Source organism: Xenorhabdus eapokensis (genome assembly GCF_001908105.1).
Genome location: NZ_MKGQ01000001.1, coordinates 166,824 through 179,669, shown reverse-complemented (window position 1 = coordinate 179,669; position 12,846 = coordinate 166,824). Strand labels below are relative to the sequence as shown.

Below are 12,846 nucleotides of genomic sequence, written 5' to 3'. Positions count from 1 at the left end.
CCAGTATAGCCTATCATTGCATTATTCCCTTTCGTTGTTTAATAGTAAAAAAACTAACGGGAACCATTAAGCCCTCGCTATCTGTTTCAATCAGTGACTATTACATATTAGAAATAATAGCGTCACCGAACTCGCTACATTTCAGTAGTTTAGCACCTTCCATCAGGCGCTCAAAATCGTAAGTCACGGTCTTCGCGGCAATCGCGCCTTCCATTCCCTTAACGATGAGATCTGCGGCTTCGAACCATCCCATATGGCGTAGCCATATATAGCCAAAATACATATAAAAGTTTGAATTTAAATGTTTTTATGTCAATTTAAAAACAAAAAAAGCGTAAACAGGTCATATATAACTACATAATTTTGCAAGATGTTATTTTGGTTTTGATAACCGCGTTCATTCAAAATCCCCCCCTGCCTCACATTCCACACCGAATCTTCCGGCATCTGGACACGGACAGAAACAGATCTACCATTTGGAATATCAATCGGGTCACCGTCAGTATCTCAACCCCGCCATCGACCCCGCCCCATGCAGCATCAGCATTAAATTCCAGCACGTTTTTGATGAGATAGACGCCCTCAGATAAACGCTCGACAGTGGCGCTGGCATAATTCCCCGCCGGTTGAGCGCCTAGATTTTTCACAAATGCCTGTTTGTTGGGGATATCCGCGCCGTTCTTGTGCTTGTCCAACATCGCCGCCTGCAATGCCCTTATCGACTGCAACGATACCGTCTGGCCATTCGGCAATGTCACATCAACTACACCATTCTGCGACATCCATTTGTCCATGTTCTGGAGGAACAGGGTGATATAGCTGGTGTTGGCTACAATATGCCTGACCCCATCCGAAACAGAATCAGGAACGGTGGTCTGAATCTGGTATTTCACGTTATTCAGGGTAACGGGAACTGTATCGGTCAGTACCAGTTCGATAGGTAGATACGCAGTGCGTACTGATAGCAGGTATAACCCTGACTTACGGGATTTTGAACTAGTGCATATTTTGCTGGAGTTGGGTTGTAAACCCTGAGTTGATTACGGGTAGATAGCAAAAAACCCCGCGAGTGCGAGGTTTGGATTCAGGGTGTAAATTTGAGGTTATTTCCAGTTGAAGCAAAAATGAAGCGTATTACCTACGTTTTGTTTCAGTAGGTCACCTAGTTTTCGTGCGTCGTCAGAGAAATAGTTGAAAATAACAAGAGGAGCAGGATCACGCTCAGGGGAGCCCAGATTATAAATTGAACCATTAACTATTACTTCAAGATTCTTAAGTTCTACTTCCAATGAGGTATAAAACTGCAAGGACAGACCGTTAAAAGTACCGATAGTCTCTTCAAAAAGCGCAAAAGTTGATATTTCTCCAATACCTAGATTGTTTTGAAGATTAGTCAGAGTACCAAAATCACCTGAATACTTGTTCGCCCCATACCCCCATTGAGTCCCATAGTCGCCATGTTGAGTCCCTATCTTAAGATCAAAAGACAGCATGTAATCTACTGGGCTCCAGTCACACGCCATCATATCTTCCTGTGTCGGTTGCCAAGATGTCGCTCCCTCTTTATCCACTACCTCAATCTGAGGTAGGCCATTATTTCCCGTTGAGTCCGGAAGGAGCTTTATATACTCAACCTGCGCATCCCAACCTTTACGGCGAGCTGATTTCCCTACATACACTTGAATTAATGCCCATGGAAAGGAACCCTCTGGGACTACATCATTGACCTTGACATTTACTTGATATTGCTCAGGATCAAACGGGCATTGTTTATCATCCAGCTTATTAACATCAGACATCATTTCCTCACTTATTTATCGTTAAAGTTAAAGGTCATTTCATCCTACTGCTAAACCGCCAGTTGATATTACTTAAGGCAAATTTTTATCTCAATGGGATACAACCACACAGTAGCTAATACGCATGAATATGTGGTGATGCATTATAAAATCTGTCTATTCGCCAAGAGAGTAATCCGCTGGAGTGTAAATTTGAAGTTTGCTGCTGATCCTGGATACTTTTAATGAATACAGGGCAACAAAAAACCCGCCGAAATGAATCGCCCGTAAACAATATCGAGTTTATTAACGGAGTTAAATATGAAAGATCCAATAATAACTATTGAAATACCAAAATCTATAGCAAAAAAACTGGCTGGCATAGACAAAGAAGTTCCAACTGGAATGCTATCTGGTTTTGTTGCCAATATTGCTATAGATGGATTGTTATCAGTCAATTTCCCAGAATCAGATGTAATAGTAAGAATCACCGATGACTAACGAATTCGAGAACGCAAGGAGGAAGGTGGCGAGGGATTGCCTTGAAGAATTAACCGCACTGCCCAAATACGACGATAACAATGAACAAGAAGCAAAAGAGATTGCTATTGAGGCCAATATCTAGTTCACTATTTTCACACTACATCGCAATCTAAACGTGGAGGAAAAGTAACTGCCAATACACTAACGACAAATTTCAAAAAAGCACGCGATAAGGCAGAAATTGATTGGGGGGAAGGAACTCCTGCCTCTTTCCACGAACAGCCTTCATTGTCAGAACGCCTATATCGCGAACAGGGTATTAATACGAAGGATTTATTAGGGCACAAAACGCAACAACAGACCGATAAATATCACGATGACCGCGGTAAAGATTGGATAAAAATTGTGATCTAAAATACCTGAGTTTTGATAAATTGTTTTGATAACTTTTTGATAACCGTTACTCACGTTATAATAAAACAACGGGAACCATTAAGCCCCCGTTATCTATTTCAATCAGTGATTGTTACATATGAGAAATAATAGCGTCACCGAATTCGCTACATTTCAGTAACTTAGCGCCATCCATCAGGCGCTCAAAATCGTAAGTCACGGTCTTCGCGGCAATCGCGCCTTCCATTCCCTTAACGATTAGATCTGCGGCTTCGAACCATCCCATGTGGCGTAGCATCATTTCAGCAGAAAGGATCACAGAACCAGGGTTGACTTTATCCTGACCCGCATATTTAGGTGCAGTACCGTGTGTTGCTTCAAACAGCGCGCATTCGTCGCCAATGTTTGCACCTGGGGCAATACCGATGCCACCTACCTGTGCAGCCAGGGCATCAGAAATGTAGTCACCATTCAGGTTCATACAGGCAATAACATCATATTCTGCTGGACGCAGCAGGATCTGTTGCAAGAAAGCATCTGCAATAACATCCTTAATAAGGATATCTTTGCCATTTTTAGGGTTCTTAATCTTAACCCACGGCCCACCATCCAGCAGTTCTCCGCCGAACTCAGTGCGAGCCAATTCATAACCCCAATCTTTGAAAGCACCTTCGGTGAATTTCATGATATTGCCTTTATGAACCAGAGTGACTGATTCACGGTCATTATCAATGGCATATTCAATCGCGGCACGTACTAAACGTTTAGTCCCTTCTTCTGAACAAGGTTTTACACCGATACCACACTGTTGAGGGAAACGGATCTTACTAACACCCATTTCATCTTGCAGGAATTTAATTACTTTGTCCGCTTCCGCTGAACCCGCTTTCCATTCAATACCCGCATAAATGTCTTCAGCGTTTTCACGGAAAATCACCATATCGGTCAGTTCAGGCTGTTTAACAGGGCTTGGCGTACCTTGATAGTAACGAACCGGACGCAGGCAGACATACAGATCCAATTGCTGACGCAATGCAACGTTCAGTGAACGGATACCACCGCCTACTGGTGTTGTCAGAGGGCCTTTAATAGCAACACGGTATTCACGGATCAAATCTAGCGTTTCATCTGGCAACCAAACATCTTTACCATAAACATGCGTGGATTTTTCACCTGTGTAGATTTCCATCCAGGAAATTTTGCGTTCACCGCTATACGCTTTCTGCACCGCAGCATCAACAACTTTTAGCATGACCGGCGTAACATCAACACCAATGCCATCCCCTTCGATATAAGGGATAATAGGGTTATTCGGAACACTTAATTTACCTTTGGCATCAATAGTAACTTTTTTACCTTCCGCCGGAACAACTACTTTGCTTTCCATTAACCTCTCCTTTCAAATAAGCGCAATGCCTTGTTAATTTTTTGTAAGGGACGTGTCAATACTACTTGAATATTCTGCAAACGCCAACGATCACAGATTTAAGGTATAATACGCACCCTAATTTTTAACAATGGCTTATCATGACAAATATCTCTTTTAAAAAACGCCAACTTAACCGATTCAGCCAGAGAAAAAATAACAGAATCCTAAAAAAATCAATCGCCCCTCGTCGGGTATTGATTTTTAACAAACCTTATGATGTCTTACCTCAATTTACCGATGAAATGGGAAGAACAACGTTAAAAGATTTTATCCCTTTTACTGATGTTTATGCCGCCGGTCGTCTGGATCGTGATAGTGAAGGTTTGCTGGTGTTGACCAATGATGGAAAATTGCAGGCCAAATTGACTCAACCCAATAAAAAAACCGCTAAAATTTATTATGTTCAAGTCGAGGGCATTCCTGATGAAACTGCTCTCAATAAACTTCGTCGCGGCGTTTTATTGAAAGATGGCCCGACTTTGCCCGCCGGCGCTGAATTAGTGGAAGAACCGAAATGGCTCTGGGAGAGACCCCCCCCTATCCGTGAACGAAAAAACATCCCGGTCAGTTGGCTTAAAATTACGTTACATGAAGGACGTAACCGGCAGGTACGTAGAATGACCGCCCATGTGGGTTATCCGACACTGCGCCTAATTCGTTTTAGTATGGGTTCGATGCAATTAGACTCACTATCCCCTGGAGAATGGAGAGAAATTAACCTTGTTTAGTCCGCATGTTACAGTTGCCTGCATTGTTCATGCAGAAAATAAGTTTTTAGTTGTTGAAGAGTTGATCAACGGCAAGCCGCTGTGGAACCAGCCCGCAGGCCACCTTGAAGCAGATGAAACATTACTGGAAGCTGCTGAACGGGAATTATGGGAAGAAACTGGAATTCGTGCGCAACCACAAGCATTTTTAAAACTGCACCAATGGGTTGCACCGGATGGGACGCCATTTATTCGCTTCCTGTTCCTCATTGAAATGGAAAAAATCCTGGACACCAATCCACAAGATAACGATATCCATTACTGCCATTGGTTAAGTGCAGAAGAAATCCTTAATAGTTCACAGTTACGCTCGCCTCTGGTCGCCGAAAGTCTTCTTTGCTACTTAGAGCATAAAACTTATCCATTATCGATACTGGATTATTGTGGTTCACCTTTCGTCAAATGAAGACGTTTGGTGCACCTTGGTTGCCAACGTGCTAAAGTATTGCGTTTGTTTTTTTCCGCAGTGAGATATATCCATGTCAGATAACAGCCAGAAAAAAGTCATTGTCGGCATGTCCGGCGGTGTTGATTCATCCGTTTCCGCCTACCTTCTGCAACAGCAGGGCTACCAGGTAGCTGGCCTGTTCATGAAAAACTGGGAAGAAGACGATAGTGAAGAGTATTGCTCGGCGGCTACCGATCTTGCCGATGCCCAAGCCGTTTGTGACAAACTGGGCATAGAGTTGCATACCATCAATTTTGCAGCCGAGTATTGGGATAATGTATTCGAACTTTTTCTTGCTGAATATAAAGCAGGCAGAACCCCAAATCCGGACATTCTTTGCAATAAGGAAATCAAATTCAAAGCATTTTTGGAATTTGCCGCAGAGGATTTAGGGGCTGACTATATCGCAACCGGACATTATGTCCGTCGTCGGGATGTGAATGGCACCAGCCAATTGCTCCGTGGCTTGGATGACAACAAAGATCAAAGCTATTTCTTATATACCTTAAGCCACCAGCAAGTTGCCAAGAGCCTGTTTCCAGTAGGGGAATTAGAAAAACCCGAAGTACGCCGCATTGCCGAAGAAATTGGCCTGGTCACCGCAAAGAAAAAAGATTCGACGGGTATCTGCTTTATTGGTGAGCGTAAGTTCCGTGATTTCCTTGGGCGCTATTTACCCGCCCAGCCTGGCTCAATTATGACCGTGGATGGACAAACCATCGGCCAACATACTGGCTTGATGTACCATACACTCGGCCAACGCAAGGGGTTGGGGATTGGGGGCACGAAAAATGGCAGTGAAGAGCCCTGGTATGTCGTTGATAAAGATGTCGAAAATAACATACTGATTGTTGCCCAAGGCCATGAGCATCCTCGCTTGATGTCTGTCGGTTTGATTGCCCAGCAACTTCATTGGGTTAATCGTCAATCCCTGCAAGCAGAAATGCGTTGTGTAGTCAAAACACGCTACCGCCAGCATGATATTCCCTGCACTGTCGTCCCTTTGGGCGAAGATAAAATTGAGGTTCGTTTTGATAGCCCTGTTGCCGCTGTCACCCCTGGTCAATCAGCCGTGTTTTATCAAGGTGAAGTTTGTCTCGGTGGTGGCGTGATCGAACAACGTATACAGGAGTAGTTGTGGCTAAAAATTATTACGATATTACACTGGCTCTGGCAGGTATCTGCCAGTCAGGCCGTCTGGTACAAAAACTTGCCCATGAAGGCCAGTGTGATACTGATGCTTTTGAGATCATGATCAACAGCATCCTGAACATGAACCCAACATCCACGCTGGATGTTTTTGGCAATAACGCCTGCAACCTGCGTATTGGCCTTGATGCCATGTTGGGAATGTTCAATGGTTCACACAGTGGCGTTTCTGCTGATCTTACCCGCTATATGCTGAGTTTGATGGTACTGGAACGCCGTTTGAATAAAAATCAATCTGGCATCGACCAATTGGCAAACCGCATTGAACAATTAGAACGTCAACAAGCCTATTTTGAACCTATGTCAGAGGGAATGCTCAACGCCCTGGCTGGAATTTATGTCGATGTTATCAGCCCGCTGGGGCCACGCATCCAGGTAACGGGTTCACCTGAGGTATTACGTAATACATTGATTCAGGCCAAAGTCAGATCTGTGTTGCTGGCGGGTATCCGCAGTGCCGTTTTATGGCGACAAGTTGGTGGTGGCCGCCTGCAAATCATGTTTTCGCGTCAGCGCCTGATCCGACAGGCAAAAGAGATCCTTGCTAATTGTTAGATAAAAACGATTAGCTAAAAACTGTTAAACCAAAGCTGTTAAGCATAAATTGTTAAATAAAATCCGGGAGTTGCTACCAATGGAATTATCCTCACTGACCGCTGTTTCTCCAATTGATGGCCGTTACGGCGATAAAGTCAGCGCATTACGCGCTATTTTTAGTGAGTTCGGCTTACTAAAATTCCGTGTGCAAGTCGAAGTACGTTGGCTGCAAAAACTGGCCGCAACAACAGAAATCAAAGAAGTTCCTGCTTTTGATGCCAACGCAAACGCTTACCTTGATGAAATTATTGCAAATTTCAATGAACAAGATGCATTGCGTATTAAAGAAATTGAACGTACAACCAACCATGACGTTAAGGCTGTTGAATATTTTCTGAAAGAAAAAGTCGCGCATATCCCTGCCCTGCATCAAGTTGCAGAATTTATTCACTTTGCCTGCACGTCAGAAGATATTAATAACTTGTCACATGCCTTGATGCTTAAAACAGCCCGTGAGGAAGTTCTGCTGCCGCAATGGCGTCAAATAATCGATACCATCACACGCATGGCACATGATTATCGCGATTTGCCACTGCTATCACGCACTCACGGCCAACCTGCCACACCTTCTACTGTCGGCAAGGAATTTGCTAACGTGGCCTATCGTATGAAGCGCCAATGCCGTCAGCTTGAGCAGGTAGAAATTCTGGGTAAAATCAACGGGGCGGTCGGTAACTACAATGCCCACTTGTCAGCCTATCCACAAGTTGACTGGCATCAATTCAGTGAGTCATTTGTGACTTCTTTGGGTATCCAGTGGAACCCGTATACCACTCAGATTGAACCCCATGATTACATTGCAGAACTGTTTGATTGTGTGGCACGTTTTAATACCATCCTAATCGATTTTGATCGCGATATCTGGGGCTACGTCGCCTTGAACCATTTCAAGCAAAAAACCATTGCCGGAGAAATTGGTTCTTCTACTATGCCGCATAAAGTCAATCCGATTGATTTCGAAAACTCAGAAGGAAACCTGGGTCTGGCAAATGCGGTTTTGGGGCATATTGCCAGCAAACTGCCTGTTTCTCGCTGGCAGCGTGACCTGACAGATTCAACTGTATTGCGTAACCTTGGGGTAGGTCTGGGATATGCACTGATTGCTTATCAGTCCACTATGAAGGGGTTGAATAAGCTGGAAGTCAATGAACAGCACTTACTGAATGAATTGGATAGCAATTGGGAAGTATTGGCGGAGCCTATCCAGACTGTTATGCGCCGTTATGGCATTGAAAAACCGTATGAAAAACTGAAAGAACTGACGCGTGGTAAACGTGTTGATGCTGAAGGCATGAAAGCGTTTATTGATGGCCTTGAACTTCCTGAAACGGAAAAAGAGCGCCTCAAATCCATGACACCAGCAAATTACATTGGATACGCGACTTCACTGGTCGATCAATTAAAATAATTTCTGTTTACTCATATCAATGGGCGGGTTCTATCCCGCCCATACGCGAGTTTCAGGTGCCACTTCATATCCACTGCGTAATCTCAACCAATTCCCTGCCCCTCGTAGCAACTTGAATGTTATTGAGTATATGAACTTACATAAAAGCTAAATAAATTGTAAATTCATTTACTATTTCAACCTAACCATTTGTTTTTAAATAGACCAATCATTAATATACCAACAAAGGCTAAATAGTTACTATACTTAGTTTACTCATAATTATATGCCTATAATTTTACTTAATCCTTATTGACGAAATTGATTACTTAGCTATTTTAAATTTATTTGATAAACATGACTGATTAGCATAAGGAATCATTATGCGGATATTGATCGTTGAAGATAACGCGCTACTTCGCCATCACTTAACCGTACAATTACGGGATATTGGACATCAAGTTGATGCGGCGGAGAATGCTAAAGAAGCGGATTATTATCTTAAAGAAGGTCACCCTGATATTGCTATCGTTGATTTAGGGTTGCCGGGAGAAGATGGTCTTAGCATGTTACGGCGCTGGCGCAGTGAGCAAATTAATTTGCCTATCCTTGTTCTCACCGCCCGTGAAAGCTGGCAAGAAAAAGTCAACGTGCTGAACGCAGGCGCAGATGATTATGTTACCAAGCCCTTTCATCTGGAAGAAATTAATGCTCGCATACAGGCATTAATGCGACGCAACAGTGGTTTGGCATCACAATTAGTTGAGATATCACCATTTTTAATCAATCTCTCAAGAAAAGAGTTTTCTATCCATGATACTAATATTAAGTTGACCGCCTTTGAATACATTATTATTGAAACCTTAATGCGCAATAATGGCAAGGTTGTCAGTAAAGAAACACTAATGCGCCAATTGTATCCCGATGCTGAATTACGCGAAAGTCATACAATTGATGTATTAATGGGGCGTTTGAGGAAAAAAATATTGAATGAATGGCCGGAAGAGGTCATTGTCACTGTTCGTGGCCAAGGGTATCGCTTCGATGTGAAATCTTATGATGCTTAAGTTTTCTGAACAACCTTTTTCCTTGAGAACACGGTTTCTCATGGCTACGGCTGCTATTATTCTTGCATTGACGCTATCATATGGAATAGTTGCTATTGTCGGCTATTTAGTCAGTTTTGATAAAACAAGCTATTCCATCCTCCGTAGCCAAAGTAATCTATTTTTTACCTTAGCCAAATGGGAAAATAACAAACTAGAAATTCTTGCCCCGAAAGATTTTTCTATGAATTACCGTTCATTAGCACTGATCTATGATAATGACGGGAATATTCTTTGGCGCCAGAATAATGTCCCTGAATTAGAAAGAATGATTGATCCTGATTGGCTGAAAAAAGAGGGTTTATATACGCTAGAAGCGTATTTTAAAGAAAAAGGGGATTTTTTCTATAATCCAACAGCAACACCAAATCAAGATAATGTAAAAAAGACAGAAAATAGTAAGGACGTGTTATTAACCTACTCAGTTGCTGTAAATATTTATCCTGCCACTGCTAAACTACCTGCCATGACCATTGTTATCATTAATACCATTCCACAAGATGTACAGGAATCAGCAAAAGTATGGGAATGGTTTGGATATGTACTAATTGCTAACTTGCTTCTCATCATCCCGTTAATTTGGCTTGCTGCTGACTGGAGCCTTAGGCCAATAAAATCCTTAATTAGCCAGATCAGTTCACTAGAAAATGGTGAAAGGGAAGAACTAGACGAAAAGACCCCTCCTACTGAGTTAAAAGGGCTGGTCAGAAACTTAAACAACTTGCTGTCCAACGAGCGTAAACGCTATGCAAAATATCACACAACACTTTCAGATTTGACGCATAGCCTGAAAACACCTTTAGCGGTATTGCAATCAACCCTACGCTCTCTGCTCCCCCCGCAAAAACTGACCATTAAACAAGCTGAACCCATTATGCTTGAACAAATTGACCGAATATCTCAACAAATCGGCTATTATCTGCATAGAGCCAATATGCGTAGCGACCATAGCTTACTCCTAAGACAGATTTCTTCTGTCCCAATCTTGCTGGATGGTCTAATCAGTGCCCTAACCAAGGTATATCAACATAAGGGCATCAAGATTATGCTAGATGTCTCTCCAGAAGTGACATGGCTAGGGGAAAAAAATGACTTTCTGGAAGTAATGGGAAATATTCTGGACAATGCCTGTAAGTATTGCCTGAAATTGGTCAAAATCACCGCCACAATGGGAGAGAATTCAGTCACTATTATTGTCGATGATGATGGATTAGGTGTTCCCCCTGATAAGCGAGAAATGATTTTTCAGCGCGGTTTACGAGCTGATACATTGCGATCAGGTCAGGGGCTTGGACTATCGATAGCTTCTGAAATTGTCGAACAATATGAAGGTGATATCAACATTGATGATAGCCCGCTTGGCGGTGCCAGAGTGAGCGTGATATTTGGAGCCCAACACAATGCGGCCTCCACACAATAATCACAATACTGATCAAGTGATTGCTAACACACTCTCGAAATATTTCAACCAAATCTGATATCGTCATTGACTATTCGTTATAATAGCGCGAAATTCACTTCTCATTTCACTCACTTCAGGATGTCACCATGGATTATCGGCTAAATCTGGACTGGCAGGCGTTTTTGCAGAACCATTGGCAAAAACGGCCGTTATTAATTAAACAGGGCTTCCATCAGTTTGTTGATCCGCTTTCCCCCGATGAACTGGCAGGGTTGGCAATGGAAAATGAAATCGATAGCCGTTTAGTCAGTCAGAAAAATGGGCGCTGGGAAGTTTCCCACGGCCCCTTTGAAACCTACGACCATTTAGGCGAAAAAGAGTGGTCTTTGCTTGTACAAGCTGTTGACCATTGGCATCTCCCCTCTTCTGCGCTTATGAAGCCATTCCGTGTACTGTCTGATTGGCGCATGGATGACTTGATGATCTCTTTCTCAGTACCTGGCGGTGGTGTTGGCCCACATCTTGATCAATATGATGTTTTTATCATTCAGGGAAAAGGGCGCAGACGCTGGCGGGTAGGTGAAAAAATTTCTATGAAACAACATTGCCCTCATCCTGATTTATTGCAGGTTGACCCCTTTGAAGCCATTATTGACGAAGAGATGTTACCGGGCGATATACTCTATATTCCACCAGGTTTCCCACATGAAGGTTATGCTATTGAGGATTCACTGAACTATTCAGTGGGGTTCCGTGCCCCCAATGCCCGTGAATTATTCAGTGGATTTGCAGATTATATTCTGGCAAACGAGCTAGGAAGCCATCGCTACAGCGATCCTGAACTGACATTCCGTGATAACCCAGCACTGATCCAGACAAACGAACTGGACACACTGCGTTCAATGATGCGTGAATTGTTGGAACAACCAGAAACTTTCCAAAATTGGTTTGGCGAATTCATCTCCCAATCGCGCCATGAATTAGATCTGGCACCACCAGAACCTCCTTATGAGAGCGATGAGATTTATGATTTACTGAAACAAGGCGAAGAATTAAATCGATTGAGTGGCCTGCGCGTCCTACGGGTTGGCAATCAATGTTTCGTCAATGGGGAGCTGATGGATACCCCTCATATTCATGCCACTGATGCCCTTTGCCAATATGACAAAGTCAATCCTGAACTGCTGGGGGATGCTATCGATGATGTCCGATTCGTCAGCCTGCTGACGGCGTTGGTTAATAGCGGTTATTGGTATTTTAATGATTAATCCAGACCAAGGGGCATTTTTCCTATGCCAGTCAGCTTAACTGACTGGCATGAAATATCTTTATTTCTTTTTGAATCTGCGGATTGTTACTTAAAGACTCGCCGCGATACCAGGTAATGAATTTCCCCAGCGAATAATACTCTTTCTGCTGGGGAAGCCAAAAGCTATACCACCCTATCTGCAATATTTCAGAAAAGCTATTTCTCTGTCCAGTTACCATGAATCCTTTTTTGCAGTTTTTGTGGTATACATAGTCAGTATCCTAAAAATTTTTATCACTTTATCGTGCATTCCTTCGGATTTAAAATAACCATCTTTATTCCTGCCAGCAATAATCACACTTATACCTGAACTCTTTGCTAATCCAAAAATGATAATAAACACATCTGAATTTCCTTTTCTGACCAATTTGTGCATTTTATTCATAGTAAGTACCGTGTAAAGCTGGCCAAGGATTAAGAAGCAGAAATTTCATTAATCTAAATAAGCTTTCATAATAACGATACACTCATTTTTCTCACTCCCGGTTGTTGCCCTGATGAAAAGGCGGTCATAAATTCTTCAACGCACACTAAGAGT

Annotated in this window: 14 protein-coding genes and 2 pseudogenes; 11 read left to right on the top strand and 5 right to left on the bottom strand. The window is 42.8% G+C overall.

Annotated features, from left to right (window positions below; genetic code table 11):
- Nucleotides 1-100: 100 nt before the first annotated feature.
- From Xedl_RS00755 to Xedl_RS00745, 3 genes and pseudogenes are all read right to left on the bottom strand, one after another.
- A pseudogene (locus tag Xedl_RS00755) lies at nucleotides 101-262 on the bottom strand (NADP-dependent isocitrate dehydrogenase); the annotation flags it as partial.
- Between the two features lie 157 nt (nucleotides 263-419).
- Complete coding sequence (locus Xedl_RS28045; protein ID WP_074022160.1) at nucleotides 420-893, bottom strand: phage tail fiber protein; 474 nt, start codon at nucleotides 891-893, stop codon at nucleotides 420-422.
- A gap of 210 nt (nucleotides 894-1,103) precedes the next feature.
- Entirely contained in the window at nucleotides 1,104-1,799 is a 696-nt protein-coding gene (locus Xedl_RS00745; RefSeq protein WP_074022159.1) for a Thoeris anti-defense Tad2 family protein, read from the bottom strand.
- A gap of 300 nt (nucleotides 1,800-2,099) precedes the next feature.
- On the opposite strand from Xedl_RS00745, the gene Xedl_RS00740 reads away from it, so the two are divergent.
- The 3 genes and pseudogenes from Xedl_RS00740 to Xedl_RS31830 all read left to right on the top strand — a co-directional run.
- Nucleotides 2,100-2,279, top strand: a complete 180-nt coding sequence (locus tag Xedl_RS00740; protein WP_074022158.1) for a hypothetical protein — start codon at nucleotides 2,100-2,102, stop codon at nucleotides 2,277-2,279.
- Nucleotides 2,272-2,403 (top strand): hypothetical protein, encoded by a 132-nt coding sequence (locus Xedl_RS33950; RefSeq protein ID WP_279625348.1) that lies wholly within the window; start codon nucleotides 2,272-2,274, stop codon nucleotides 2,401-2,403. Before Xedl_RS00740 ends, Xedl_RS33950 begins: the two co-directional genes overlap by 8 nt.
- Nucleotides 2,397-2,675 (top strand): annotated as a pseudogene (locus tag Xedl_RS31830) (site-specific integrase); the annotation flags it as partial. The gene Xedl_RS33950 and the pseudogene Xedl_RS31830, both read left to right, overlap by 7 nt.
- Nucleotides 2,676-2,787: 112 nt before the next feature.
- Here the strand turns inward: Xedl_RS31830 and icd are convergent.
- Nucleotides 2,788-4,041, bottom strand: coding sequence for an NADP-dependent isocitrate dehydrogenase (gene icd, locus Xedl_RS00730; RefSeq protein WP_074022157.1), 1,254 nt, complete (start codon nucleotides 4,039-4,041; stop codon nucleotides 2,788-2,790).
- A 140-nt stretch (nucleotides 4,042-4,181) separates the two neighbouring features.
- On the opposite strand from icd, the gene rluE reads away from it, so the two are divergent.
- The 8 genes from rluE (at nucleotide 4,182) to Xedl_RS00690 (ending at nucleotide 12,267) form a co-directional block, all read left to right on the top strand.
- The gene (rluE, locus tag Xedl_RS00725) at nucleotides 4,182-4,811 is read left to right on the top strand and encodes a 23S rRNA pseudouridine(2457) synthase RluE (protein WP_074022156.1); all 630 of its coding nucleotides are present in this window, start codon (nucleotides 4,182-4,184) and stop codon (nucleotides 4,809-4,811) included.
- Nucleotides 4,804-5,256, top strand: coding sequence for an NUDIX hydrolase (locus Xedl_RS00720; RefSeq protein ID WP_074022155.1), 453 nt, complete (start codon nucleotides 4,804-4,806; stop codon nucleotides 5,254-5,256). Before rluE ends, Xedl_RS00720 begins: the two co-directional genes overlap by 8 nt.
- A gap of 73 nt (nucleotides 5,257-5,329) precedes the next feature.
- Complete coding sequence (mnmA, locus tag Xedl_RS00715; protein ID WP_074022154.1) at nucleotides 5,330-6,433, top strand: tRNA 2-thiouridine(34) synthase MnmA; 1,104 nt, start codon at nucleotides 5,330-5,332, stop codon at nucleotides 6,431-6,433.
- A 2-nt stretch (nucleotides 6,434-6,435) separates the two neighbouring features.
- Nucleotides 6,436-7,062, top strand: a complete 627-nt coding sequence (gene hflD / locus Xedl_RS00710) for a high frequency lysogenization protein HflD (protein ID WP_074022153.1) — start codon at nucleotides 6,436-6,438, stop codon at nucleotides 7,060-7,062.
- Nucleotides 7,063-7,141: 79 nt separating this feature from the next.
- Nucleotides 7,142-8,512 (top strand): adenylosuccinate lyase, encoded by a 1,371-nt coding sequence (gene purB / locus Xedl_RS00705; protein ID WP_074022152.1) that lies wholly within the window; start codon nucleotides 7,142-7,144, stop codon nucleotides 8,510-8,512.
- Nucleotides 8,513-8,874: 362 nt separating this feature from the next.
- Complete coding sequence (phoP, locus tag Xedl_RS00700; RefSeq protein WP_074022151.1) at nucleotides 8,875-9,558, top strand: two-component system response regulator PhoP; 684 nt, start codon at nucleotides 8,875-8,877, stop codon at nucleotides 9,556-9,558.
- Nucleotides 9,551-11,017 (top strand): two-component system sensor histidine kinase PhoQ, encoded by a 1,467-nt coding sequence (phoQ, locus tag Xedl_RS00695; protein WP_074022312.1) that lies wholly within the window; start codon nucleotides 9,551-9,553, stop codon nucleotides 11,015-11,017. The genes phoP and phoQ overlap by 8 nt, the downstream gene beginning before the upstream one ends.
- Nucleotides 11,018-11,145: 128 nt before the next feature.
- A complete protein-coding gene (locus tag Xedl_RS00690) occupies nucleotides 11,146-12,267 on the top strand; it encodes a ribosomal protein uL16 3-hydroxylase (RefSeq protein WP_074022150.1) in 1,122 nt (373 codons plus the stop codon).
- 213 nt (nucleotides 12,268-12,480) lie between these two features.
- Here Xedl_RS00690 and Xedl_RS00680 read toward each other — a convergent pair whose 3' ends face one another.
- The gene (locus Xedl_RS00680; RefSeq protein ID WP_074022148.1) at nucleotides 12,481-12,693 is read right to left on the bottom strand and encodes a hypothetical protein; all 213 of its coding nucleotides are present in this window, start codon (nucleotides 12,691-12,693) and stop codon (nucleotides 12,481-12,483) included.
- Nucleotides 12,694-12,846 lie beyond the last annotated feature (153 nt).

Coding starts and splice junctions, on each gene's coding strand:
- Xedl_RS00745 (WP_074022159.1), bottom strand. CDS start 1,799: ATGTCTGATGTTAATAAGCTGGATGATAAACAATGCCCGTTTGATCCT.
- Xedl_RS00740 (WP_074022158.1), top strand. CDS start 2,100: ATGAAAGATCCAATAATAACTATTGAAATACCAAAATCTATAGCAAAA.
- Xedl_RS33950 (WP_279625348.1), top strand. CDS start 2,272: ATGACTAACGAATTCGAGAACGCAAGGAGGAAGGTGGCGAGGGATTGC.
- icd (WP_074022157.1), bottom strand. CDS start 4,041: ATGGAAAGCAAAGTAGTTGTTCCGGCGGAAGGTAAAAAAGTTACTATT.
- rluE (WP_074022156.1), top strand. CDS start 4,182: ATGACAAATATCTCTTTTAAAAAACGCCAACTTAACCGATTCAGCCAG.
- mnmA (WP_074022154.1), top strand. CDS start 5,330: ATGTCAGATAACAGCCAGAAAAAAGTCATTGTCGGCATGTCCGGCGGT.
- purB (WP_074022152.1), top strand. CDS start 7,142: ATGGAATTATCCTCACTGACCGCTGTTTCTCCAATTGATGGCCGTTAC.
- phoP (WP_074022151.1), top strand. CDS start 8,875: ATGCGGATATTGATCGTTGAAGATAACGCGCTACTTCGCCATCACTTA.
- phoQ (WP_074022312.1), top strand. CDS start 9,551: ATGCTTAAGTTTTCTGAACAACCTTTTTCCTTGAGAACACGGTTTCTC.
- Xedl_RS00690 (WP_074022150.1), top strand. CDS start 11,146: ATGGATTATCGGCTAAATCTGGACTGGCAGGCGTTTTTGCAGAACCAT.
- Xedl_RS00680 (WP_074022148.1), bottom strand. CDS start 12,693: ATGAATAAAATGCACAAATTGGTCAGAAAAGGAAATTCAGATGTGTTT.